Here is a 23,255-nt window from a genome sequence, read left to right on the forward strand (position 1 = left end):
GAAGGTCACGGTTGCCTGGCCTCAGGCCGTCCGTCCAGATGTGTCAGACCGTCCATCCCACGAGGTCCATTTCATGCGCCGCTCCCGGTTGGCTCTCTCTGTTTTTCTCCTCTCTATCCTGGTTTATTCGCCGGCCAACGCCGAGGCCGCCATTGGCGTTGCCATGGACGATTTCAGCTATACCGATACGTCGGCCGAGCCGGCCAACCAGACCGCGGCCCACGAGCGGCGGCTGTCGGCGTTCATGGCCGCGCTCAGACGGGACATCGGGGCGGACCAGCGCTTCCGGCTGGTGCCCTCTGCCCAGGACGGTGCAACGTTCAAGGTGATCGGCGGCATCCAGAAGACGAGCACGCTGGTGCAATGGGCCAAGGTCGCCGTGATCGACGTCGGCGCCAAGAAGCTGGTGATGGACAAGCTCTACAGCTTCCGCGGCGACAATGATGAATCATGGGAGCGCGCCGAGATTTTTGTCTCCCGCGAGGTCATGGCTGCGCTCGGCACGCCCGCGCCGGTCGGGCTTGCCGTGTTCGACTTCGAGCTCGAGGACATGACGGCCGCTTCAGCGGGCGCTTCGGCCGCGTCAGATGCGTCGTACCTGGCCGAGGTCACCGGCGGCGTGCGCGAGATGCTCGGCCAATCCGGCCGCTATCGCATCGTGGATGTCGGCGGAGAGGCGGCGAAAGCGGGGGCCTTACGGGATTGCGGCGGCTGCGAGGCGGCGATCGCACAAAAGCTCGGTGCGGATCAGTCGCTGATCGGCGTGGTGCGGCGGGTCAGCCGCACCGAGTATACGCTCGGTTTCCAGGTGCGCGATGCCAGCACCGGTGCGGTGCTGGCGCGCGGAGACAGCGGCCTGCGCCTCGGCGCGGACTATTCGTGGAAACGAGGCGCGGTGCGACTGGTCAGGGACCGGCTGATCGAGAGCCAGCAGGCCACCGACGCTCTCAAAAGGTAAGCTGCACCTTCATCGACTGCGAGCGGTCGCTGGCGAGCTCGAAGGCGGAGACCGCGTTCTCGAACGGCATGGTGGCTGTGATCAGCGGCTTGACGTCGATCAGGCCTTCGCCCATCAGCCGCACCGCGAGCTCGAACTCGGGATCGAAGCGGAAGGTGCCGCGGAGCTGCAATTCCTTTGCGACGATCGAGTTGATCGGCAGCGTCATCTCACCGCCGAGGCCGAGCTGCACGAGTGTGGCGCCGGGCCGCAAGACGTCGAGCGCGGTGCGGAGTGCCGCCTGGTTTCCGGAGGCTTCGAACAGCGTGTCGAACACGCCCTTGCCGACGCGCCAGGGATCGAGCGCGGTGGCATTGGCCGCGACATTGATGGCGTGACTGGCGCCGAGCTTTTTGGCGACCGCGAGCGGCGCCTCGGCGACATCGGTCACCACGATCTCAGATGCACCGCCGAAACGCGAGACCAAAATCATCAGCGCGCCGATCGGGCCGCAGCCGGTGATCAGCACGCGCTTGCCGAGGAGGGGGCCGGCCTGCTTGCCGGCATGCAGGCAGACTGCCAGCGGCTCGGCGACCGCGGCTTCCGCCAGCGACAGCTTGTCCGCGATCGGCACGGCCTGCGTCGTATCGACCGTGATGAATTCGCGAAAACCGCCTTGAACATGGGGAAAGCGCATTGCGCTGCCGAGGAAGCGCATGTCGAGGCACTGGTTGCGCATGCCTTCCTGGCAATGCAGGCATTGGCCGCACGGCTTGCTCGGATTGACGGCCACGCGAGTGCCGGGTTTGACGCTGGTGACGCCGTCACCGACATCGGCGACCACGCCGGCGATCTCATGCCCCAGCGCCATCGGCTGCTGGATGCGAACGACGCCGAAGCCGCCGTGATGGTAATAGTGCAGGTCCGAGCCGCAGATGCCGCCATTGGCGATCTTGACGCGGACTTCGCCCGGACCAGGCGCCGGGTCGGGATAATTGTCGATCCGCAGGTCCTTCGGGGCGTGAATGACGACGGCGCGCATGGTCTGCTCCTCAGAGTTTCGCGGGTCACATCGCGGCGATCATGCCGCCGTCGACATAGATGATCTGGCCATTGACGTAGGTGGAGGCGTCCGAGGCCAGGAAGATCGCGGCACCCACCAGCTCGTCCGGCTTGCCCCAGCGCTTCGACGGGATGCGTCCCATCAGCCAGTTGTTGAAATCGGTGTTGTTGACCAGCGCCTCGTTCATGTCGGTCAGCATGTAGCCGGGGCCGATCGCATTGGCCTGGATGCCGTGCTGGGCCCATTCCACCGCCATCGAGCGGGTCAGATTCTTGATGCCACCCTTGGCGGCGGTGTAAGGCGCGATGGTGGGGCGGGCGAGCTCGCTGCCGAGCGAGCCGATATTGATGATCTTGCCATGCTTGCGCGGGATCATGCGCTTGGCCGCCTCTCGGCCGATGACGAAGGCGCTGGTGAGGTTGGTCTCGATTACCTTGCGCCATTCGTCGGTGCTGAATTCCACCAGCGGCTTGCGGTGCTGGATGCCGGCATTGTTGACGACGATGTCGACGGCAATGCCCTTTTTGTCGAAGTCGTTGAAGGCCGCGACGATCGCGGGCTCGTCGGTGACGTTGAAGGCGGCACCTTCGGCCTGGTGCCCGGCAGCGCGGAACTCGGCGACGGCCTGCTCGACGCGCTTGGGGTCGACGCCGTTGACGATGATCCTGGCGCCGGCCTTGGCCATGCCCTCGGCGATGGCGCGACCGAGGCCGCGGGAGGAGCCGGTCACGAGCGCGGTGCGGCCGGAAAGGTCGAAAAGGGCGGTGCTCATCTCAAAATATCCTCAAACGTTGGAGCGGCGCACGGTGAGATCGGATCGGTCGAATACATCAGGCAGAAGGTCGACGCCAAGGCCGGGGCCTTCCATCGGGTAGACAAAACCGTCCTTGATCACTGGCATCGTGGTGACGAGCTCATTGTACCAGCCTTTGTAGAAGGCGCGCACCGATTCCTGGATCAGCGTGTTGGGCTGGCTGAACGACATGTGGATGGCGGCGATGAAGCCGATCGGGCCGATGCAATCATGCGGCGCAAAGGGGCGGTGATAGGTTTCGGCCATCGCCGCGATCTTGCGGCCCTCGGTGAGGCCGCCGGTCCAGCACAGATCCGCCATCACCACGTGCATGGCGTCGCGGTCGAGCATGTCCTTGTAGGGGAAGCGCGAGCCGAGCGTCTCGCTGGCGCAGACCCAGACGTCGGTCGAGCGCGCGTATTCGGCCAGCGCCTGCGGCGAGTTCATCCGGATCGGGTCTTCGTACCAGGTCGGCTTGTACGGCTCGAGCGCGCGCGCGATCTGCTTGGCGGTCGGCAGGTTCCAGAGCGAGTGGAGCTCGACCATGATCTCCATCTTGTCGCCGACCGCCTTGCGGATCTTCTCGAACGGCTCGATCGCCTGCTTCATCTGGGCGGCGGTGATATAGAGGCCCTTGTTCTCCTGCGCCGCCGGATCGAACGGCCAGATCTTCATCGCGGAGATGCCGCTTTCCAGGAGGTTTTCTGCGAGCGCGTCGGCCCGATGCATGAAGCCGTCGAGATCTTCATAGGGGCCTTTCGAGGCGCCGAGATTCCAGTTGGCGACCGGGCTGATATTGGTCGAGCGGACATATTGGGTGCCGGCGCAGGTGTTGTAGATGCGCTGCTTGTCGCGGCAGAGGCCGCCGAGCATCTGGTGCACCGGCTGCCCGCAGACCTTGCCGAACAGGTCCCACAGCGCGATGTCGATCGCGGAAGCCGCGCGATATTCGACGCCGGTGGATGACTGCGCCATCGGCAGGTTCAGCATGTCGCGGTGAATGGCTTCGATGTGCAGGGGATTGCGCCCGAGCAGCCGACCGGCAAAGGTGTCGTGGATTTGCGCCTCGACCGCGCCCGCGCCATAGAAGGTTTCGCCGAGACCAATCACGCCGCTATCGGTGTGGATGCGCACCCAGATGACGTTGGAGAACTCCTCGGTGCGCAGGGTCTCGATCGACGTGATCTTCACGGCAACAATCCTCCCGTCGGGCCCATAGCGCCCGCTTTGTTTGTCGTTTCTGCGCCCGCCATTGCCGGCGGGACTGGCGGCAGTCTTACGCCTGCTTGTAATATATCACAACATGTTTTAAGGATACCACAAACAAGGCGCCGCCTCGCAAACGAAAGCGCGGCGGATGGGAGGACGACATGGCACGGCGCAAACGCGCGCTCGAGGTGGTGAGAAGCGACGGCGAGGGCAGGCCCGCCAGGCGCAACCGCCTCAACTTCTTCGAGCTGGCCTATCAGCGGATCGAGGAGCTCCTCGTCCATTGCGAGCTCAAGCCCGGCCAGTTCATGACCATGCTGGAGTTGCAGCAGATCACCGGCTTCGGCCGCACGCCGGTGCATCATGCCGTCAATCGTCTCTCCGCCGATACGCTCATCATCATCCGTCCGCGCCACGGCTTGCACATCGCGCCGATCGATCTGGCGCGCGAGCGCATGCTGCTGGGCCTGCGCCGCGACATGGAGCGCTTCGTGATCCGCCTCGCGGCCGATCGTGCCAGCCTGTCGCACCGTAACCAGGCGCTTCACATCGAGCGGCTGCTGCGCGAGCGCCGCGCCAGCCTGACCCTCGACCAATTCAACAGCATTGACCGCCGTATCGACGCGCTGGTGTTGGAGGCGGCGGGTGAGCCGTTTCTGGTGCACACGCTGCGGCCGCTGCACACGCTGTACCGCCGCATCGGATACATCCATCACCGCTTCATGCCGGGGCAGGCCGATTTGTCAGGCACGATCGATCATCATCTTGCCATCCTCGCAGCGGTCGCCAACCGCCGCGTCGATGAGGCCGTGAAGGCGAGCGATGCCCTGATCGACTACATGGGCGAGATGTTCTCGGGGATGGAGGCGGGGATCGACCCGCGCCTGCTCGATTGCAGTATCGAGCCGCTGCTCGGCGCGTAGAGAGTTTTGAAGAGAGGACCACACATGTCGACGATGGCGATGCCACAACCGACCGCGAGCGAAGCCGCGGTCCGCTACCTCATCACGAACTACAGTCCCAAGGGCAACAAGGTCGGCTGGCTGATGATGGCCTCGATCCTGGTCGAAGCCTGGGATCTCTATTCGATCGCCTTCGTTCTGATCTTCATCAAGGAGCAGTACAATCCGGATCCGCTGATGCTGGGCCTGGCCGCGGCCGGCACGCAGGGCGGCGCCCTGATCGGCGCGCTGCTCGGCGGCTGGCTGTCCGACAAGATCGGCCGCCGCGTCATGTTCCTGGCCACGATGGTGCTGTTCATCGTGCTGGCGCTGGCGCAGGCGTTCGTGCCTGATATCACCTGGCTCATCGTGATCCGCTTCCTGCTCGGCATTCCGCTCGGCTCTGATATCTCGACCGGCTACACCTACATCATGGAATCCATGGCCAGGGGTGAGCGCGAGGTCATGGGCAACCGCTGGCAGTTCATGTTCGCGGTCGGCGAGGTCCTCACCATCGGCGTCATCGTGATCTTCCTCCTGATCGACATGAATCACGAAATGCTGTGGCGCGTGACGCTCGGCCTCGGCGCGCTGCCGGCGCTGATCATCCTGATCATGCGGCACGACGTGCCGGAGACGGCGGTGTGGCTGGTGCAGAAGGGCCGCTACCGCGAGGCCAAGCAGGTCGCACGCGAGATGTTCAACGACAATCTCGACATGCTGCCGGACCGGGACGTCGAAGTGCCGAAGGTCTCGACCCGCGCGTTCCTCGCCGATCTCAAGAAGGATCCGATCCGCTGGCGTGCGACGATCTACGGCTGGATCGCCTGCTTCGTGCAAGCCAGCGAATTCTCGACCTTCGCGTTCTATCTGCCGGTACTCTTTGTCATGGTCGGCGTGTCGAGCGTGCTCGGCATCAATCTGGTGACGATGGCGCTGTTCTCCTTCGCCGCCTTGTCGGGCTGGGTCGGTCCGCTGCTGACGCCGAAGATCGGCCACCGCGGCATCTCGATCGCGGGCTTCTCGATCGTGCTGGCCGCGCTGCTGGTCGCGGCTTTCGCGCTCTACACCGACAACAAGATCCTGCTGCCGTTTGCGGCCGCCGCGATGTTGTGGGGCCACTACTGGGATGCGTCGAATTGCATGACGATCCCGACCATGGTCGCCAAGCCCAAGTATCGCGGCACCGCCAGCGGCTTCGCCTACATGTTCGTGAAGCTGCCGTCGTTCCTGGCGATCTTCCTGTTTCCGACGGTGTTCGCCGCGATCGGACAGGCCAATGCCACGCTGATGGTCGCGATCTTCCCGCTGATCGGATTGCTCGCCGCAATCTTCATCCTGCCGGAAGTCTACGGCTACGAGAACGACTGAACCCGCACTACCTGATCGCGGCGGCGAGTGCCGCGATCAGGGCTGGCGGCGTCACCAGCATGCCGAGCTTGAGGAACGGCCAGGCGCCCACATTGATCCTCTCGCGGCGGAGCGCGACCAGCCAGAGGATGGTGGCGAGCGAGCCGGTCACCGACAGATTGGGCCCGAGGTCGACGCCGATCAGGATCGCGCTGACGACCTCGGCGGGCAGATGATCGCTGGCGGCGACTGAGCCGGCGACAAGGCCGACCGGAAGGTTGTTGGCGATGTTGTCGGCAAGCGCAGTGGCAATGCCGACGCTCCAGGCGGCCTTGGTCACGGACTGCGCCACAGCCTGGTGCAGCAGCGCGCTCAGCTGCGCGATCACGCCCGTCTTCACCAGCGCTTCCACCATGACAAAGAGGCCGCCGACCAGCGGCAGCACGCTCCAGGAGACGCCCCTCAGCACGGGCAAAGGCGATTGCCGGTTGATCAGCAGCACGATCGCCGCCGTCACCACGCCGCAGACGAAGGTCGGCAGGCCCAATTGCTTGTCCAGCGCCGATGCCGTGACCAGCACGATGCCGATCGCCACGATGCCTATTGCCGTGAGCTTGCCGCCGCGTCCAAGCTTCGGATGCGGCACGCTACGCGCAATCGTCTCTTCCTTCAGCGCGTTGTGCTGGGTCAGGCGCAGCACGACATAGGTCAGTAGGATTGAAGCCGCCGAGGGCAGGGCGAACAGGCGGAGCCATTCGGTGAGCGCGGGCATGCGCGCGCCGAACACGACCAGATTGGCCGGGTTGGAGATCGGCAGCACGAAGCTCGCGGCATTGGCGATGAAGGCGCAGACGAACAGATAGGGCAGCGGCTTGGCGCCGGCCGCGCGCGTCGCGGCATAGACGGCCGGCGTCAGCACGATCGCGGTGGCATCGTTGGAGAGCAGCACGGTGACGAGCGTGCCGACCAGATAGATCAGCAGGAACAGCCGCTGCGGCGAGCCGCGCGCATATTCCACCGCGAGCGCGGCGAGATAATCGAACAGGCCTTCGAGCCGCGCCAGCTCGGCGATCAGCATCATACCGATCAGGAAGAGGTAGACGTCGACGCCTTTTTCGATGCCTGTCAGCGCGTCCTGCCACGGCAGAAAGCCGAGCAGCACGAGAGAACCAGCGCCGAGGACGGCCCAGATCGCTTCAGGCAGGGACCACGGGCGGATGATGACGCCTGAGGTCGCGGCTACGACAATGCTCCAGGCCCAGATGGCTTCAGACGGCACGGTTCAGGTCTCGGAAAGGGATGGGTTCACTCGGCAGCGATAGCCGATGCGGACGCCGCTGTCTTCCCCTGGGGGCGCGGATCGCCATCTCCGTTTTGACGCGTCTCGGGAAGGGCGAGAAGGCAGATGACCGCACCGATCGCCGCCATGACGCCTAGCGTGATGAATGCCGCGCTGTAACCGGCGTTGACCACGACGAGGCCCGCCAGTGTCGTCGACAGCGCCGCGCCGATGCTCTGGGCGGTGATGACCGCGCCCTGCGCGACGTTGAAGCGGCCGGTGTTGCGCATGAGGTCGGCGACGATGACGGGAAAGATGGCCCCGAAAATACCGGCGCCGACGCCGTCGAGAAGCTGCACGCCGACCAGCCAGAACGGATTGTCCGAGAGGGTATAGAGCGCGCCGCGGATCGGCAGGATCAGCAATGCGGCCAGGAAGAAGCGCTTGTGGCCCCAGCTGTCCGCCCGTGCGCCGACCAGCATCGCGAACGGCACCATCACCACTTGCGCGGCGACGATGCAGGCCGACATCAGGCTCGTCCCGATGTTCTTGTCCTGGAGCGCGAGCTTCTGCCCGACCAGCGGCAGCATCGCCGCGTTGGAGAGGTGGAAGAGCAGCACGCAGATCGCGAAGACGAGCAGGGGGCGGCAGGTCAGGAGCATGCCAAGGCCCGAAGGCCGGTCGCGCTGGACGTCGCCATCGGCATCGTGCAGCCCGCGCGCGAGATCGTGATCGATGGCGCGTTCGGGGATTGCCAGGATGCTGACGAGGCTCGCGATCGCCATGGCGCCCAGCAGGTAGAACACGACGGTCGGTCCGAACCAATAGGCGGAGATGCCGGCAATGGCCGCCGCGACGGCGTTGCCGGCGTGGTTGAAAGTCTCGTTGCGGCCGATGCGCCGGGTAAACGCGGCATGGCCGAAGATGCCAAGCGAGATGGCCGCGATCGCCGGCGGGAAGACCACGGTGGCGGCTTGCGCGATGCCTTGCGAGATTGCGACCGGCAGGAAGTTCGGAAACAGCGGCAATGAGAGCGAAGCGAGTGTCACCAGAACCGCAGAAACGACCATCACGAGCCGCTTCGCCCGCGTGACGTCGACCAGCGCTCCGGCCGGCGTCTGCGCCACGATCCCGGCGATGGTCGCGATGGACATCACGATGCCGATGCGCGCCTCGTTCCAGTGCTGCTCGGTGAGAAGATAGACGGCCAGATACGGGCCGAGCCCGTCGCGGACGTCGGCGAGGAAGAAGTTGGCTGCATCCAGCGCGTGGCCGGCCTGCTTTGCCTGATCGGCGCTTGGCCGGGACGACAGCGGAGGAACATTCACCGCGCCACCGACAGCTTCTCCGTGATCGCCTTGCGCAGGATGCGTGAGAGCGACTCGACGGAGTACGGCTTCTGAATCAGCTCGAAGCCGCGATGGGCGTTCTCCGCGAGCACGTTGCTGTAGCCGCTGGTGAGCACGACCGGCAGGCCGGGATAGCGCTCGCGGACGATGCCGGCGAGCTCGACGCCGTTCATGCCGGGCATGATGACGTCGGAGAACACGAGATCAACGGCGAATTCGTTCTCGCCGAGAATGGTCAGCGCTGCACTGGCGTTGGCGACGCGGCGCACGACGTAGCCGAGATCCTCCAAAAGCTCGGTGGAGAAGCGGCCGACCTCGTCGTCGTCCTCAACCACGAGCACGCGATAGCCGCGCCCGGTGGCCGCGGCCTCGTAGGTCAGCGCGGCGGCGTCCTTGTCTGTCGCGGGGCTTTGCGCCTGCGGCAGATAGATGGTGAAGCTCGCGCCATTGCCTCGCGCGCTGGTCACCGCGATGTCGCCCTCGGACTGCTTTGCAAAGCCGAAGGCCTGACTGAGGCCGAGGCCGGTGCCCTTGCCGACCTCCTTGGTGGTGAAGAACGGCTCGAAGATCGACTCCAGATGTTCCGGCGCGATGCCGCCGCCGGTGTCGGAGACCGAGATGGCGACGTAGTCGCCGCCGCGCGCCGATTGTGCGCGCAGACTCGGAATGCCCTGGACCTTGCGCACAGCGATGATGAGGCGGCCTTCGCCCTCCATGGCGTCGCGGGCGTTGACGGCGAGGTTGATCAGCGCGGTCTCGAACTGGGCGATGTCGGCGACGGTGAAGCAGCCGGCATCATGAACTTCGACCGCGATCTCGATGCGGCCGCCGACCAGCGGCCGGATCAGTTGCGCGACGCCCTCGACCTGACTGCCGACATTGAAGATCTGCGGCTTGAGCGGCTGCCGCCGCGCGAACGCCAGAAGCTGTGCCGTCAGCTTCGAGGCGCGCTCAACGGTCTCGGAGATGGCGTCGACGTAGCGGCGGCGGCGCTCCTCGGGCAGCTCGCGGCGGCGCAGGAAGTCGGTGGCAGACCGGATGATGGTGAGGAGATTGTTGAAATCGTGCGCGACACCACCGGTGAGCTGGCCGATCGCCTCCATCTTCTGCGACTGCCGCAGCGCTTCCTCGCCGCGCCGACGCTCGGTGATGTCGACCGCCTCGGGCACGGCGCCGGTGATGTTGCCGTGGCGGTCGAGCACGGGGCGCATGCCGAAGTCGAAATCGCGCTCGCCGATGGGAAGCCGCAGCCGCATCTCCAGCCGCACCGCTTCGCCCTTGAGCACGGCATCGAAGGCTTCGCGCACCAGCGCGCCGATGCCCTCCGTCGCGCTGAACCAGGGGGTCTCCCAGAACGGTTTTCCGATCACATCCGAAGAGCTCGCCCTGATGCCGTCCAGCGCGGTCTTGTTGGCGTAAAGCAATTCGCCCTTGAGATTGACCAGGCCCTGATACTGGTTGCTGGTCTCCAGGATCGCGCGCAGCCGTGCCTCGTTGGATTCGAGCTCGGCGGTGCGCTCGGCGATGCGCTCCTCCAGCGTCTCGTTGAGCCGCCGGAGCTCGATCTCGGCCTGCTTGGCGACAGTGATGTCATGGGCGACGCCGATGAAGCCGATATGCTTGCCGGTCGGATCCCAGCGTGGCTGCGATTCCGAGCGTAGCCAGCGCCATTCGCCGCTGGCGTTCTTGTAGCGCGCTTCCAGCACGAACGGCTTCAGCGAAGCTTCGCCCTGAACGGATTGCTGCAGCACATGCGGCAGGTCGTCCGGATGCAGGATCTTGCGCCAGTCGAAGTCGATGGCCTGGTCATAGGGCAGGCCGACGAAGTCGACATAGGCCCGGTTGGCGAAGGACCGCTTGCGATCGAGCTTGGTCACCCAGATCGGCACCGGCGCGCTGTCGGCGATCAGCCGGAAGCGCTCCTCGCTCTCGCGCAGCGTCTCGCGCGCGAGCGCCTGGTCGGTGATGTCGATGTGGGCACCGACGAGCCGTAGGGCGCGGCCGTCCCCGTCGCGCTCGATCTTGGCAACGACCCGGATCCAGCGGATATCACCGTCATTGGGACGGATGATGCGGTATTCGGCGGCGTAGTCCTCGCTCGTTCCGGCGAGAGCCCCGAAGAAATGTTTGACGGTCGCATCGCGATCCACGGGATGGATGCGGTTGACCCAGTCCTCATGCGTCTCGTCTGCGGCCTCGGGCGGAAGGCCGTGGATCATCAGATATTCGGGCGAACGGCGGTTCTTGAATCCTTCGCGGAAGTCGACCTCGACGCCGCCGACCTTGCCGATGCGCTGGATGCGTGCGAGCTCGGCCTCGCGCTCCTGAAGCGCGCGGTAGGCGTTATCGCGTTCGCGCGCGACGTCTTCGAGGTGCTGACGCAGCCTTTCGGCGGCGATGGTTTCGGGCAAGGGATCGTTCAAGGCGTCGGCCGTTGTGATGCGGTTGCGCACGTGCCGGACCAATATTCACACAGACGGAGCGGGATGGCCATCGCTTAGAGGGGAATATGCAGGGAAAGGCCCGCCGAACGCATCACGGCGGGTATGAACGAAACGCCGGGTCTGGCAATTTGTTCCTGACATTGGAACGATGAGGCTGTGGAGGCGTCTTTGCGAGGCACCAGACGCTTTGCTCATTTGGTACCTTTCCGAAGAGGTTAAATCTTGAAGCTCTTTGTCTGCCAGGCCTGCGGCAACGTTCTGTATTTCGAGAACCGCGCCTGCGAACGCTGCGGCCATCGGGTCGCCTTCCTCCCCGAGAGGGAGACGATGTCGGCGATCGAGCCCGACGGGGAAGGCTGGGCGGCGCTGGCCGACAAGGGCAAGGACCGCATGTTCTGCCGCAATGCCGAATACGATGCCTGCAACTGGCTGACGGATGCGGACGACAGCACCGGCTATTGCCGCGCCTGCCGCCACAACGGCATCGTGCCGGATCTGTCGGATCCGGCGCAGCTCGCCGGCTGGCGCGAGCTGGAGGTGGCAAAGCACCGGCTGTTCTATTCCCTGATCCGCTGGAAGCTGCCGCTCCAGACCCGGCAGGAAAACGTTGAGCATGGGCTGATCTTCAATTTCCTCGCCGATGATCCGCACAGCGGGCAGAAGGTCATGACCGGCCATGACAACGGCCTGATCACGATCGCGCTCACCGAGACCGACGACATCGAGCGCGAGCGGCGGAGGCTGGAGATGGGCGAGCCGTATCGCACGCTGCTCGGGCATTTCCGCCACGAGGTCGGACATTATTTCTGGGACGTACTGGTGCGCGAGGGCGGCAAGCTGGACGAATGCCGCGCCGTGTTCGGCGACGATTCCGCCGATTACGGCCAGGCCTTGCAGCGCCACTATGCCGAGGGCGCGCCGCCGGACTGGCAGCAAAATTACGTCTCAGCATACGCGACAACGCATCCGTGGGAGGATTTCGCCGAGACCTGGGCGCACTATCTCCACATCGTCGATACGTTGGAAATGGCTGCAGAGTTCGGCATGGAGGTCCGCCCCAAGGTCGACCGCGACGGGGAATTGACGGCGCGCATCCGTTTCAGCCCGTACGAGGCGCGGGATGTGGAGGCGCTGGTCAACGCATGGCTGCCCTTCACCTTCGCCATGAACAGCGTCAACCGCGCCATGGGCCTGCGCGATCTCTATCCCTTCATCCTGTCGCCGGCGGTGATCGCCAAACTGGGCTTTGTTCATGGCCTCGTGCGGGACGTGGTCAAGGCCCGGAAGCCGTAGGTGGTCCCAGGGCCCGCCAGCCGCCTTTCCAAAGCCCGTTTCGGTCTTGCGCTGGTACGCCAGAGTGGGCCGGATTTAGACCGTTGCCTCCGGCCCATTTTGATGTACCACGGGAGCCACACGGCCCGTCCCATACGCCCCAACGGCCAGGGAAGGGTCCCGCCCAAGGTCGAGACTCAAGAAAAGCATGTTCAAACGCATTCTGATCGCCAATCGCGGCGAAATCGCCTGCCGGGTCATCAAGACTGCCCGCCGGATGGGAATTCAGACGGTCGCGGTCTATTCCGAGGCCGACCGCGACGCCCTCCATGTCGAGATGGCCGACGAGGCCGTGCTGATCGGTCCGCCTGCTGCGGCCGAGAGCTATCTGGTGATCGAGAAGATTGTTGAAGCCTGCCGCAAGACCGGCGCCGAGGCCGTGCATCCCGGCTACGGCTTCCTGTCCGAGCGCGAGGCGTTTCCGCGCGCGCTGGAGGCGGCCGGCATCGTCTTCATCGGCCCGAACCCGGGCGCGATCGCGGCGATGGGCGACAAGATCGAATCCAAGAAGGCAGCCGCCAAGGCCAACGTCTCGACCGTGCCCGGCTATCTCGGCGTCATCGAGGACGACAAGCACGCGGTCCGCATCGCCAACGAGATCGGCTATCCCGTGATGATCAAGGCCTCCGCCGGTGGCGGCGGCAAGGGCATGCGCATCGCGCATTCCAAGGCCGAGGTCGCCGAAGGCTTCAATCTCGCCAAGGCGGAGGCCAAGGCCTCGTTCGGCGACGACCGTGTCTTCGTTGAGAAATTCATCGTCGATCCCCGCCACATCGAGATCCAGGTGCTGGGCGACAAGCACGGCAACGTGATCTATCTCGGTGAGCGCGAATGCTCGATCCAGCGCCGCAATCAGAAAGTCATCGAGGAGGCGCCATCGCCGCTGCTCGATGAGGCCACCCGCCGCAAGATGGGCGAGCAGGCCGTCGCGCTGGCCAAGGCGGTGAATTACGATTCCGCCGGCACCGTCGAGTTCGTCGCAGGGCAGGACAAGAGCTTTTTCTTCCTGGAGATGAACACGCGCCTCCAGGTCGAGCATCCCGTCACCGAACTCGTCACCGGCATCGATCTCGTCGAGCAGATGATCCGCGTTGCCGCCGGCGAGAAGCTCGCCATCGCGCAGAAGGACGTCACGCTGACGGGCTGGGCGGTGGAGTCGCGCCTCTATGCGGAAGATCCCTTCCGCAACTTCCTGCCCTCGATCGGGCGCCTGGTGAAATACCGCCCGCCGGCGGAAGTGAGCCAGGACGGCATCACCGTGCGCAACGATACCGGCGTGCAGGAGGGTGGCGAGATATCGATCCACTACGATCCGATGATCGCGAAGCTCGTCACGCATGCGCCCTCGCGCGCAGCCGCCATCGAGGCGCAGGCGACCGCGCTGGATTCGTTCTATGTCGACGGCATCAGGCACAACATCCCGTTCCTGTCGGCGCTGATGCATCATCCGCGCTGGCGCGAGGGCCGGCTGTCGACCGGCTTCATCGCCGAAGAATTTCCCAAGGGTTTTGCGGTGCGCGTGCCCGAGGGCGAGGTCGCGCGGCGCATCGCCGCGGTCGGCGCCGCCATCGATCATGTGCTCGGTGAGCGCAAGCGGCAGATCTCGGGGCAGATGGGCGGGCGCGTCGTGCAGCGCGAGCGCCGCCGCGCGGTCTGGCTCGACCGCCAGGAGATTTTGCTCGAGGTCGGCCGCGAGGGCGATGCGATCGCGATCCGCTTCATCGATGCCGACGGCAAGGCCGGCAATTCGCATCTGTTGCAGTCGCCGTGGAAGCCGGGCGATCCGGTCTGGCAGGGCACCATCGACGGCCATTTCGTCGCGGTGCAGGCGCGGCCGATTGCGAACGGCATCCGCCTCGCGCATCAGGGTGTCGAGGTGCCGGTCTACGTCTGGACCGAAACGGAAGCGACATCCGCGCGGCTGATGCCGGTTACGACGGCCTCCGACACCGGCAAGAAGCTGCTCTGTCCGATGCCGGGCCTCGTGGTCTCGATCGCGGTGAGCGAAGGGCAGGAGGTCAAGGCCGGCGAAACACTCGCCGTCGTCGAAGCCATGAAAATGCAGAACGTGCTGCGTGCCGAGCAGGACGGCACCGTGAAGAAGATTCACGCCAGCGCCGGCGCGACGCTCGCGGTGGACGCGCTGATTTTGGAGTTTGCGTAGAGCGTGTGAGTGGGGCTCTCGCCGGGCCCTACACACACCGTCATTGCGAGCGCAGCGAAGCAATCCAGACTGCCTCTGCGGAAAGATTCTGGATTGCTTCGCTGCGCTCGCAATGACGGAGTATGTTGCGGCTGCGTCGCAACAGTTGAGAGGACACCATGGCCTTTCGTTCCCGCCGCGAGAAACTGCGTTCCATCCTGTCGGGCGCGGCCTGCGTTCACCCGGGGTCGGTCTACGACGCCATCTCGATCCGCATTGCCGAGGATCTCGGTTTTCCGCTCGGCATGTTCGGCGGTTCGGTGGCCTCGCTCGCGGTGCTCGGCGACCCCGACGTCACGCTGATCACGCTCACCGAGCTTGCCGAGCAGATGCGGCGGATGTCGCGCGCCTCCGCGCTCCCCGTCCTCGTCGATGCCGATCACGGCTACGGTAATGCGCTGAACGTGCGCCGAACGGTGCAGGAGCTGGAGACGGCGGGTGCCGCCGGCCTCACCATCGAGGATACGCTGCTGCCGGCGTCGTTCGGCGAGGCGAAGACGCAGCTGATCCCGCTCGAGGAAGGCATAGGTAAGATGAAGGCGGCGCTCGACGGCCGCAGCGATCCCTCGCTGGTCATCATGGGCCGCACGGGCGCTGCCTCGATCACATCGATCGAAGACGCGATCCGCCGCGCCAGGGCTTATGAGGCGACTGGTGTCGATGCGCTGTTCTTCACCGGCATCAAGTCGCGCGCGGAGCTCGAAGCGATTTCATCCGCCACGCAGCTGCCGATCGTGCTCGGTGGCGCGCCGGACGAATTGAACGCGATCGATTATCTCAAGGGCCAGCGCGTGCGCATCGCACTCCAGGGTCATGCACCGATCGCGGCTGCAACGCAGGCCGTATACGAGACTCAGAAGGCCTTGCGTGAGGGCGTGGCGCCGAAAGCGCTGAAGGGATTGCCCACGGCAGAACTGACTGGCCGCGTCATGCGCGAGGCCGACGTGAAGGCGCGCAGCGCCGACTTTCTTGGGCTGAAGACATGAGCCGGGCGATCCTCCAGGTCGTGATCCGCGGCCGCGTGCAGGGCGTCGGCTACCGCGCCTGGGTCGAGTACCAGGCGACCGCCAGCGGTTTGGAAGGCTGGGTCCGCAACCGCCGCGACGGCAGCGTCGAAGCGCTGTTCGCAGGCATGCCAAAGCACGTTGCCGGCATGGTGGCGCTGTGCCGCCACGGCCCGCCGTCCTCGCGTGTGGACAGCGTCACCAGCGAGACCGCCGGTGCCGATGAGCTGGACCTGCGCCGGGCAGGGGAGGCGTTTTCAGTGTTGCCGACGGTGTGAGAGCCGAACTCCTCTACGCGCGGGAGGTGCGCTCCCTCGCCCCGTTCTTACGGGAGAGGTGAGTCACCGCGGCAGCTTGGCGATGGCTTCGCTGAGCTCGTGAATCTCGTAGGGCTTGCGCAGGATCGGGAAATCGCCGCGCACGCCGGCGGCGACCTCGCTGTAGCCGGTGGCGAGCAGGATCGGCAGACCGGGGCGGATCTGGCGCAGGTGCTGGGCGAGGCTGAGCCCGTCCATCTTGCCGGGCATGACGATGTCCGAGAACACGAAGTCGACGCCGTTCGTCTCGATCTCGCGCAACGCGGCTTCGGCATCGGCGACCCTGCGTACGCTGTAGCCGAGCTGTTCCAGCAGGCCGACGCTGACGGATGCGACGTCGGGATTGTCCTCGACCAGCAGCACCGTGCCGCTGCCACGGAACGGCGATGCTCCCGCCGTCTCGCGCGATGGCGCTTCGTCTGCGCGCGGCAGGAGGATGGTGAAGGTGGTCCCTTTGCCGAGTCTGCTTGTGACCTTGATTGTGCCGCCCGCCTGATGGGCAAAGCCATGCACCTGGGAGAGGCCGAGGCCGGTGCCTTTTCCGATCGGCTTGGTCGTGAAGAACGGCTCGAAGATCTTGTCGAGGACGTCGTCGGGAATGCCGATCCCGGTATCGGTGACGTCGATCGCGATGAAGTCGCCGGCGAGGGGGGGCTCGTCGAGCGCGATGTTGTGCGCTCCGATCGTCACCGTGCCCCCATCGGGCATCGCATCGCGGGCATTGATGACGAGGTTAAGCAGGGCGGTCTCGAGTTCGGAGACGTCCGTCTTGATCGGCCAGAGGTCGCGGCCGATGTCGAAGGCCAGACGCACGGAGCTGCCGACGCCGGCATCGAGCACTTCGCGGATCGCCGTGATGCGCTCGGCGAAGTCGACCGCCTGCGGATTGACGCTCTGCCGCCGCGCGAAGGTGAGGAGCTGGTTGGTCAGTGCTGCGCCGCGCTTGGTGGCGGTCTCGATGGCGGAGATCGCACGCTGAAGCTTGGCCTCGTCGTGGGCCCCTCTCTTCAGCATGTGAAGGCTGCCGCTGATGATCATCAGCAGGTTGTTGAAGTCGTGGGCGACCCCGCCGGTGAGCTGGCCGAGCGCATCGAACTTCTGGGACTCGGCGAGCTGCTTCTGCATCGCCTCGAGCTTGATCTGCGTATTGCGGCGTTCGGTGATGTCGCGCGTGATCTTGGCGAAACCGACCAGCTCGCCGTCCTCATAGATCGGATCAATCACCACGCTGGCCCAGAAGAACGTGCCGTCCTTGCGGACGCGCCAGCCGTCCTCCTCGTAGCGGCCCTTTTCCCGCGCGATGCCCAGCGCCCGTGCGGGCTTGCCATTGGCGCGGTCGGTCTCGGTGTAGAAACGGGAAAAATGCTGGCCGAGGATCTCCCCGGGCGAATAACCCTTGATGCGCTCGCCGCCGATGTTCCAGCTCGTGATGATCCCGGTGGGATCGAGCATATACAGGGCGTAGTCGGCCACCCCTTCAACCAACAGCCGGAAACTGCGTTCGCTCTCGAACAAGTCTCTCTGCTGACTGGACTTTTTTACCATTCCGAACCCCGCCTCGACGGGGACAAACGTCGCAGGGTCGGGATTGTTCCCCGATCTGGGACATTTTTAGGCAAACATCGCTGGCCCGTATGCAAATCAACCGTCCGCACTTGACAGGAAAGCAGTATCGTCAGATATTTCTGTTATGACAGAAATAACCGGAAAGAAGAAACTCCCGGCCGCCGTCGAGCGCTTCATCCTGCATTGGGGCGATATGGGGGACGGGTGGGGCGTCAACCGCTCGGTCAGCCAGATCCACGGGCTGCTCTATCTGGCCGAGGCGCCGATGACGGCCGAGGACATCGCCGACACGCTCGGTATGGCGCGCTCCAATGTCTCCAACTCGCTGAAGGAGCTGCTCGCCTGGAACCTGATCCGGCGGGTGCCGATCCTCGGTGATCGCCGCGACCATTACGAAGCCGAGACCGACATCTGGGAGGTTGCGGCCAGGATCGCGGCGCGGCGCAAGGAGCGGGAGATCGATCCGGCGATCGTGGCGCTCAGGGCGTGCGTGTCCGATGCTACCGACGATCCCACCATCAATCCGGTCGCGAGCAAACGGCTGAAGGAGATGCTCGCCTTCACCGAGCTCGCCGACCACTGGTTCATGCAGATGCTGAAGGTGCCGCGGCCGCGGCTGGTTGCCTTGATGCGGCTTGGCGAGAAGATCGCCAACCTGCTGCCGCTGGGCAAGGCCAAATAGTATTGAGGAGGGTGCGATGACGTCGGCTCGATTATCAGGCTCCAACGCATCGACCTCCACTCACACAAGATTGCTCGACGATCGCCGTTTCCGCGCGCTGCTGTCGGACGAGGATTGGGGCCGCTTGCCGCTCGCGACCTGGCGGCGCTTCTCCAAACGCGTCGCCGACGGCGACAGCGTCGTCTATGTCGGAATCGTCGACGAGGTCTCTTTCAGCGACATCGGCTGGTGGCTCGCGCAAGCAGCAAAGCTGATCGGCGGGCCATTGCCGACCGGCCGCGACACCGGCGTGCCGATGATCGTGACTGTTACCGAGGACGGGGCGACCGGCGGCCAGACCTGGACCCGCATCTGCGCGCGCAAGCGCGGCTTTCCGCAAGTCATCCATTCTGCAAAACGCTTCGCCGGCCCGACCGGCCTCGAAGAATATGTCGGCTTCGGCGTCTCGATGGCGCTCCGCATCGCGGTCGAGGACCAGACGCTGACCTTTCGCAGCGCTGGCTACGGGCTCCAGCTCGGACGCCTGTGGATCCCGCTGCCGCCATGGCTCACGCCGGGCGATCTTACGGTGACGCATCGCGATCTCGGCGAGGGCGCCTTCCGCTTCACCCTCGATGTCATTCATCCGCGTTACGGCGCGCTGATCCACCAGTCCGCCGTGTTCAGGGAGGCCGTGTCATGACGCCGCTATTGTGGACGCTCATCGCCATCCAGATCGCGATGGGCGTGTTCGACACCTTCTATCACCACGAATTCACCGAGCGTCTGGCCTGGCGTCCGTCGCAGCGCTTCGAGCTGAAGCTGCACGGGATCCGCAACATGCTGTATGCGTTGCTGTTCCTCGTGCTCGGCTGGCTTGAGGTTCATGGCGTGCTGGCGCTGCTGATTGTCGCGGTGCTGGTCGCCGAGATCGTCATCACGCTGATGGATTTCGTCGAGGAGGATCTGAGCCGAAAGCTGCCCGCGAGCGAGCGCATCAATCACACGCTGCTCGCGATCAACTACGGCGCGATCCTGGTCCTGCTGCTGCCGGTGCTGATCGATTGGGCGATGCAGCCGTTCGGTGTGAGCGTCGTCAATCAAGGCCCGCTCAGCATCGCCGCGAGCGCCTGCGCGGTCGGGGCGGCGCTCTGCGGCGTCAGGGATTTTGCGGCGATGCGCCGGCTCGGCCGCATGCGAAGCGTTCCCGCGCCCGGGCTTGTCGACAAGCTCACTGGCCGCAAGACCGTGCTGATATCAGGCGCCACCGGCTTCATCGGCACTCGCCTCGCCGCAAGCCTCAGTGGGGCAGGGCATCACGTCATCGCGCTGATCCGCAACCCCGCCAAGGCCGAGATGTTGCCGCCGCCGGTGACGCTGATCACCAGCCTCGATCAGCTTGCCGCGGACACGCAGATCGACGCCATCGTCAATCTCGCGGGCGAGCCGATCGGCAACGGCCTGTGGACCGAGGCGAAGCGCGCAAAGATCATCGACTCGCGCATCGACATGACCGGCGAGGTCGTCAAGTTGATCGCGCGGCTCAAGCGCAAGCCCGACGTGCTCGTCAGCGGCTCCGCCATCGGCTGGTACGGATTGTGGGCCGACCAGGTGCTGACGGAATCGGCCAAATCGCATACCTGCTTCAGTCACGAGCTCTGCGCGGCCTGGGAGAAGGCGGCGCGGCCGGCGGAGGAGCTGGGCGTGCGCGTGGTCTATTTGCGCATCGGCCTCGTGCTCGGCACGGAGGGCGGCTTCATCACGCGCATGCTGACGCCGTTCGAGTTCGGGCTCGGTGGTCCCATCGGCACCGGACGGCAGTGGATGTCCTGGATCGAGCGCGACGACCTGATCCGGCTGATCGCCTACGTGATGGCAACGCCCGATCTCACTGGGCCCGTCAACGCCACCGCGCCGATCCCGGTCACCAACGCAAAGTTCACGGAAGAGCTCGGTCGCCGGCTGCACCGGCCCGCCGTGTTCCGTATTCCCGGTGGCCTCTTGCGCCGGATCGGCGGCGGCTTCGCCGACGAGCTTCTGCTCGGCGGCCAGCGCGTGCTGCCGAACAAGGCGCTGAGCCGCGACTTTGTGTTCAGGCACGAGACGCTGCGCAGCGCGTTCGAGGCGATCCTGTGAGGTGATGTCATGGCTCATGATACCCTGTCTCGCGTGATATAAGGCTGGCTTCGCGGCTGCATGGCCGCGACCGTCACATTGGACGCGTTCGTGCTCGTAAGCGTGGCCCTGTTCGGCGGAGGCCCAGCCGAACTCATGATACTCGTCGTGATGATGCTCATGTTCGGATTGCCGCTGACCATGGTCTTGACCTGTCTGCTGTCTGGGCTTCCGGCTGCTATGGCCATATGGTTTGGCGAATGGCTCGCCATACGTTCGGTCGTGTTCTATGCCAGTGCTGGAGCTTCGATCGGCGCCCTGATTGGGGCGCTCATCTTCCCGAGGGTTCTTCCCCCAATTGTCATCTTCGCCACCGCAGGCTGTCTGGCAGGAATCGTCTACTGGTTGTCAGCGGGGAGGTCTGCGGGTCATCGGCGGGGCGATGATCCGACAGATCGACGTCTCAACTGGCTGGCGTGCTCCGGAACGTCGCTGCGATTGTGCGCAGTGCGGCGAGTTTTGTGGGGTCACTGACCTTCGAATGCAGCATCACCTTCGAGCTGCCGAGTTTTGGCAGCTTGTGTGCAGGTCCCACATCCATCAGGCCCGGAGGTGCAATCCGTCGCGCCAGTGGCGCAACAGCCAGCCCGGCCAGTGTAGCCGCAACCACCGCTGTCACGCCGCCGCCGACAAAACGCTCGCGCCAGGCGATGCCGGCCTTGTCGAGCGCGCGGACGGCGACGGCGCGGACGCCGCAGGGCGGAGCGAGCGTTGCGAGCGGCAGCGGCTCGCCCTTCGGCAGGGTGAGGCGCCTTGCCGCGAACCAGCCGAACTCGTCCTCGGCCAATTTCTCGCCGCCGCGGCGGCTGCCTTCCTGGCGGACGATGACCGCATCCAGCTCGCCCGCGTCATAGGCATCCTGCATCTCGCGCGAGAAGCCGATGGTGACGGCGAGGGTGAGATTCGCAGACATCGCATGCAGGCGTTCGAGCAGCGGCACGAGTTCAGGGCCGGCGGCGTGATCGGAGATGCCGAGGGAGAGGGACTGCGCAACGGAGGCCTCGCCCGACAGCGCGCGGTCGTGCGCCGCGATCAGGGCGCGGGCGCGATCGAGGAAGCTTGCGCCGTCGGCGGTGAGCCGGACCGCGCGCGGCGAGCGCTCGAAGAGGCGCTTTCCCAGCAGGGTCTCCAGCCGCTGAAGTTTCAGGCTGACGGCGGCCTGCGTCGTGCCGAGCGCCTCGGCGGCACGGGTAAAGCTCTGGAGGTCGGCGACCAGCAGGAAGGCTTTGATGGTGGCGATGTCGAGTGTCGCTGTCATTATGAATGGTTATCACTGATATCAACAATGATAAGATACAAAAATGAAGCGGAGAGGTCTAGCTTTTCACCAACGCCGCGCAGATCGCGCGGCATGTTGAGGAGGACCACCATGCCCCTGATCACCGTGTCCTACACCACCTCGCGCCAGTCGCCCTCGCTGAAGGCGGACATCGCGAGCGCCGTGTCCGAGCTCACCGCAAAAATCCTGCACAAGGATCCGGAGGTCACCGCCATCATCGTGAAATCGGTCGATGCGGGCGATTGGTTCGCGGGCGGCAAGTCGCTCGCCGAGCAGAAGCTCGCCAGCTACTGGATCGACATCCACGTCACCGAAGGCACCAACACCAAGGACGAGAAGGCCGCCTATCTCGCCGCGATGTTCAGGCGCATGGCCGAAATCCTGGGCCCGCTGCATCCCGAGACCTACCTGCATGTCGACGAGGTCAAGGGCGACGCTTACGGCTTTGGCGGCCTGACCCAGGAGCGGCGCTATATCGCCGGCAAGCTCGAGGTATCGCTGCAGGCGGCGTGATGTTGCAGGCCGCGGGTGAATGATTTCACCCGCGGCCTGAAGCCATCAGCTCGCCGCGCGGAACTGAACTTCGGCGTTGTTGATGAAGCAGGTCCTGTCGAACAGCGTCAGGTCCAGCGGGTTCGGCAACCTGACATCGCTGAGATCGGGGCAGGGCTTGATCGAGGGATCGTAGGACCGGTCGATCTGCGAGATGAAGACGACGATCAGCCCCTTGTCGCGCGCAAAGGATTTCAGCGCGCGGACCTGAACGGTCAGATCGGGGTTTTCCCGCCTCTGGTCGAGCAGTTGCAGATAGTCAATCACCACGAATGTGCCGCGGGGAGACGCCGCCATCTGCTTGACGACGTAATCGGCGTTGATGGCGTCGGAGCAATCGATCTCGAACAGCTCGTCGAACTGCGCCGAATCGATGCCGATCACGCGCAAACGGTCCAATACGTCCTTCTCGGTATATTCGAGCGAGAAGAACGCGGCGCGATGGCCCGACTTCATCGCCTCCACCGCGAGTTCGAGGCTCATCAGCGTCTTGCCCTGACCGGGGCGCGCCCCGACCAGCACCATGTCGCCCGGCTTGAGTTGCGGAAACAGCCTGTTTGCCGGCGTCACTGCGGCAGCCTTCGCTGCGAGCAGACTCCAGGCGGAATACCCTTCCGTCGTGGCGATACGGTCCAGCGCATCGTGGAGTGGAATACCTGCCTCGCGGGACAGGCGCTTCGCCTTGCGCTTGAGATGATAGATCGGCGCAGAAAGCTTCATCGTCAAAACCTCCCATTGCGAGCAGAAAGCGCAATCCCTCCTTATGCCTGGCGCTCGAACAGTCGGTCCGATGGTCAATCA

General features: G+C 65.0%; 20 protein-coding genes. 11 read left to right on the forward strand and 9 right to left on the reverse strand.

The genetic code is table 11. The annotated features are described in order from the left end of the window. Positions 1-73: 73 nt before the first annotated feature. Entirely contained in the window at positions 74-958 is an 885-nt protein-coding gene (locus NLM27_RS09775; RefSeq protein ID WP_254143115.1) for a DUF3280 domain-containing protein, read from the forward strand. On the opposite strand, the gene NLM27_RS09780 is transcribed toward NLM27_RS09775, so the two are convergent. The 3 genes from NLM27_RS09780 to NLM27_RS09790 are packed head-to-tail and all read right to left on the reverse strand — an operon-like array spanning position 948 to position 3,984. Beyond that, positions 948-1,979, reverse strand: a complete 1,032-nt coding sequence (locus NLM27_RS09780) for an L-idonate 5-dehydrogenase (RefSeq protein WP_254143116.1) — start codon at positions 1,977-1,979, stop codon at positions 948-950. The genes NLM27_RS09775 and NLM27_RS09780 overlap by 11 nt on opposite strands. Positions 1,980-2,004: 25 nt before the next feature. Continuing rightward, on the reverse strand, positions 2,005-2,772 hold the full coding sequence (locus tag NLM27_RS09785) for an SDR family oxidoreductase (RefSeq protein ID WP_254143117.1): 768 nt from the start codon (positions 2,770-2,772) through the stop codon (positions 2,005-2,007). Positions 2,773-2,784: 12 nt separating this feature from the next. After that, the gene (locus NLM27_RS09790; RefSeq protein WP_254143118.1) at positions 2,785-3,984 is read right to left on the reverse strand and encodes a mandelate racemase/muconate lactonizing enzyme family protein; all 1,200 of its coding nucleotides are present in this window, start codon (positions 3,982-3,984) and stop codon (positions 2,785-2,787) included. A 179-nt stretch (positions 3,985-4,163) separates the two neighbouring features. On the opposite strand from NLM27_RS09790, the gene NLM27_RS09795 reads away from it, so the two are divergent. Next, entirely contained in the window at positions 4,164-4,925 is a 762-nt protein-coding gene (locus NLM27_RS09795; protein ID WP_254143119.1) for a GntR family transcriptional regulator, read from the forward strand. A 24-nt stretch (positions 4,926-4,949) separates the two neighbouring features. Then, complete coding sequence (locus NLM27_RS09800; RefSeq protein WP_254143120.1) at positions 4,950-6,314, forward strand: MFS transporter; 1,365 nt, start codon at positions 4,950-4,952, stop codon at positions 6,312-6,314. A gap of 7 nt (positions 6,315-6,321) precedes the next feature. Here NLM27_RS09800 and NLM27_RS09805 read toward each other — a convergent pair whose 3' ends face one another. The 3 genes from NLM27_RS09805 to NLM27_RS09815 are packed head-to-tail and all read right to left on the reverse strand — an operon-like array spanning position 6,322 to position 11,374. Further along, complete coding sequence (locus tag NLM27_RS09805; protein WP_254143121.1) at positions 6,322-7,572, reverse strand: arsenic transporter; 1,251 nt, start codon at positions 7,570-7,572, stop codon at positions 6,322-6,324. Positions 7,573-7,598: 26 nt separating this feature from the next. Further along, positions 7,599-8,900, reverse strand: coding sequence for an MFS transporter (locus tag NLM27_RS09810; protein WP_375142241.1), 1,302 nt, complete (start codon positions 8,898-8,900; stop codon positions 7,599-7,601). Continuing rightward, complete coding sequence (locus NLM27_RS09815) at positions 8,897-11,374, reverse strand: PAS domain S-box protein (RefSeq protein WP_254143122.1); 2,478 nt, start codon at positions 11,372-11,374, stop codon at positions 8,897-8,899. The genes NLM27_RS09810 and NLM27_RS09815 overlap by 4 nt, the downstream gene beginning before the upstream one ends. A 213-nt stretch (positions 11,375-11,587) precedes the next feature. On the opposite strand from NLM27_RS09815, the gene NLM27_RS09820 reads away from it, so the two are divergent. The 4 genes from NLM27_RS09820 to NLM27_RS09835 all read left to right on the forward strand — a co-directional run bounded on the left by NLM27_RS09820 (position 11,588) and on the right by NLM27_RS09835 (position 16,182). Next, positions 11,588-12,658, forward strand: a complete 1,071-nt coding sequence (locus NLM27_RS09820) for a putative zinc-binding metallopeptidase (protein WP_254143123.1) — start codon at positions 11,588-11,590, stop codon at positions 12,656-12,658. Between the two features lie 187 nt (positions 12,659-12,845). Beyond that, positions 12,846-14,861, forward strand: a complete 2,016-nt coding sequence (locus NLM27_RS09825) for an acetyl/propionyl/methylcrotonyl-CoA carboxylase subunit alpha (RefSeq protein WP_254143124.1) — start codon at positions 12,846-12,848, stop codon at positions 14,859-14,861. A gap of 158 nt (positions 14,862-15,019) precedes the next feature. Further along, positions 15,020-15,886, forward strand: coding sequence for an oxaloacetate decarboxylase (locus NLM27_RS09830; RefSeq protein WP_254143125.1), 867 nt, complete (start codon positions 15,020-15,022; stop codon positions 15,884-15,886). Continuing rightward, positions 15,883-16,182 (forward strand): acylphosphatase, encoded by a 300-nt coding sequence (locus tag NLM27_RS09835; RefSeq protein WP_254143126.1) that lies wholly within the window; start codon positions 15,883-15,885, stop codon positions 16,180-16,182. Before NLM27_RS09830 ends, NLM27_RS09835 begins: the two co-directional genes overlap by 4 nt. Before the next feature lie 63 nt (positions 16,183-16,245). Here the strand turns inward: NLM27_RS09835 and NLM27_RS09840 are convergent, their stop codons facing one another. Further along, positions 16,246-17,766, reverse strand: coding sequence for a PAS domain-containing sensor histidine kinase (locus NLM27_RS09840; RefSeq protein WP_254143127.1), 1,521 nt, complete (start codon positions 17,764-17,766; stop codon positions 16,246-16,248). A gap of 145 nt (positions 17,767-17,911) precedes the next feature. Between NLM27_RS09840 and NLM27_RS09845 the strand changes: the two genes are divergently transcribed. From NLM27_RS09845 to NLM27_RS09855, 3 genes are read left to right on the forward strand one after another with little or no spacing between them, the layout of a single operon-like run. Continuing rightward, positions 17,912-18,469 carry a GbsR/MarR family transcriptional regulator gene (locus NLM27_RS09845; RefSeq protein WP_254143128.1) on the forward strand — a complete coding sequence of 186 codons (558 nt, stop codon included), beginning with the start codon at positions 17,912-17,914 and terminating at the stop codon, positions 18,467-18,469. A gap of 16 nt (positions 18,470-18,485) precedes the next feature. Next, the gene (locus NLM27_RS09850) at positions 18,486-19,151 is read left to right on the forward strand and encodes a DUF4166 domain-containing protein (protein ID WP_254143129.1); all 666 of its coding nucleotides are present in this window, start codon (positions 18,486-18,488) and stop codon (positions 19,149-19,151) included. Further along, on the forward strand, positions 19,148-20,584 hold the full coding sequence (locus NLM27_RS09855; RefSeq protein WP_254143130.1) for a TIGR01777 family oxidoreductase: 1,437 nt from the start codon (positions 19,148-19,150) through the stop codon (positions 20,582-20,584). Before NLM27_RS09850 ends, NLM27_RS09855 begins: the two co-directional genes overlap by 4 nt. Before the next feature lie 442 nt (positions 20,585-21,026). Here the strand turns inward: NLM27_RS09855 and NLM27_RS09860 are convergent, their stop codons facing one another. After that, positions 21,027-21,881 carry a LysR family transcriptional regulator gene (locus tag NLM27_RS09860; protein WP_254143131.1) on the reverse strand — a complete coding sequence of 285 codons (855 nt, stop codon included), beginning with the start codon at positions 21,879-21,881 and terminating at the stop codon, positions 21,027-21,029. A 111-nt stretch (positions 21,882-21,992) separates the two neighbouring features. Here NLM27_RS09860 and NLM27_RS09865 point away from each other — a divergent pair, with 111 nt between their 5' ends. Then, on the forward strand, positions 21,993-22,415 hold the full coding sequence (locus NLM27_RS09865) for a 4-oxalocrotonate tautomerase family protein (protein ID WP_254143132.1): 423 nt from the start codon (positions 21,993-21,995) through the stop codon (positions 22,413-22,415). A gap of 45 nt (positions 22,416-22,460) precedes the next feature. Here the strand turns inward: NLM27_RS09865 and NLM27_RS09870 are convergent, their stop codons facing one another. Next, positions 22,461-23,174 carry a DNA helicase gene (locus NLM27_RS09870; RefSeq protein ID WP_254143133.1) on the reverse strand — a complete coding sequence of 238 codons (714 nt, stop codon included), beginning with the start codon at positions 23,172-23,174 and terminating at the stop codon, positions 22,461-22,463. Positions 23,175-23,255: the final 81 nt, after the last annotated feature.

The organism is Bradyrhizobium sp. CCGB12 (assembly GCF_024199845.1).
Lineage (GTDB): Bacteria > Pseudomonadota > Alphaproteobacteria > Rhizobiales > Xanthobacteraceae > Bradyrhizobium.

Excerpts from the sequence above, each read along its gene's own strand:
- NLM27_RS09775 (WP_254143115.1), top strand. The coding sequence starts at position 74 with ATGCGCCGCTCCCGGTTGGCTCTCTCTGTTTTTCTCCTCTCTATCCTG.
- NLM27_RS09780 (WP_254143116.1), bottom strand. The coding sequence starts at position 1,979 with ATGCGCGCCGTCGTCATTCACGCCCCGAAGGACCTGCGGATCGACAAT.
- NLM27_RS09785 (WP_254143117.1), bottom strand. The coding sequence starts at position 2,772 with ATGAGCACCGCCCTTTTCGACCTTTCCGGCCGCACCGCGCTCGTGACC.
- NLM27_RS09795 (WP_254143119.1), top strand. The coding sequence starts at position 4,164 with ATGGCACGGCGCAAACGCGCGCTCGAGGTGGTGAGAAGCGACGGCGAG.
- NLM27_RS09800 (WP_254143120.1), top strand. The coding sequence starts at position 4,950 with ATGTCGACGATGGCGATGCCACAACCGACCGCGAGCGAAGCCGCGGTC.
- NLM27_RS09825 (WP_254143124.1), top strand. The coding sequence starts at position 12,846 with ATGTTCAAACGCATTCTGATCGCCAATCGCGGCGAAATCGCCTGCCGG.
- NLM27_RS09830 (WP_254143125.1), top strand. The coding sequence starts at position 15,020 with ATGGCCTTTCGTTCCCGCCGCGAGAAACTGCGTTCCATCCTGTCGGGC.
- NLM27_RS09835 (WP_254143126.1), top strand. The coding sequence starts at position 15,883 with ATGAGCCGGGCGATCCTCCAGGTCGTGATCCGCGGCCGCGTGCAGGGC.
- NLM27_RS09840 (WP_254143127.1), bottom strand. The coding sequence starts at position 17,766 with ATGGTAAAAAAGTCCAGTCAGCAGAGAGACTTGTTCGAGAGCGAACGC.
- NLM27_RS09845 (WP_254143128.1), top strand. The coding sequence starts at position 17,912 with ATGACAGAAATAACCGGAAAGAAGAAACTCCCGGCCGCCGTCGAGCGC.
- NLM27_RS09850 (WP_254143129.1), top strand. The coding sequence starts at position 18,486 with ATGACGTCGGCTCGATTATCAGGCTCCAACGCATCGACCTCCACTCAC.
- NLM27_RS09855 (WP_254143130.1), top strand. The coding sequence starts at position 19,148 with ATGACGCCGCTATTGTGGACGCTCATCGCCATCCAGATCGCGATGGGC.
- NLM27_RS09860 (WP_254143131.1), bottom strand. The coding sequence starts at position 21,881 with ATGACAGCGACACTCGACATCGCCACCATCAAAGCCTTCCTGCTGGTC.
- NLM27_RS09865 (WP_254143132.1), top strand. The coding sequence starts at position 21,993 with ATGCCCCTGATCACCGTGTCCTACACCACCTCGCGCCAGTCGCCCTCG.
- NLM27_RS09870 (WP_254143133.1), bottom strand. The coding sequence starts at position 23,174 with ATGAAGCTTTCTGCGCCGATCTATCATCTCAAGCGCAAGGCGAAGCGC.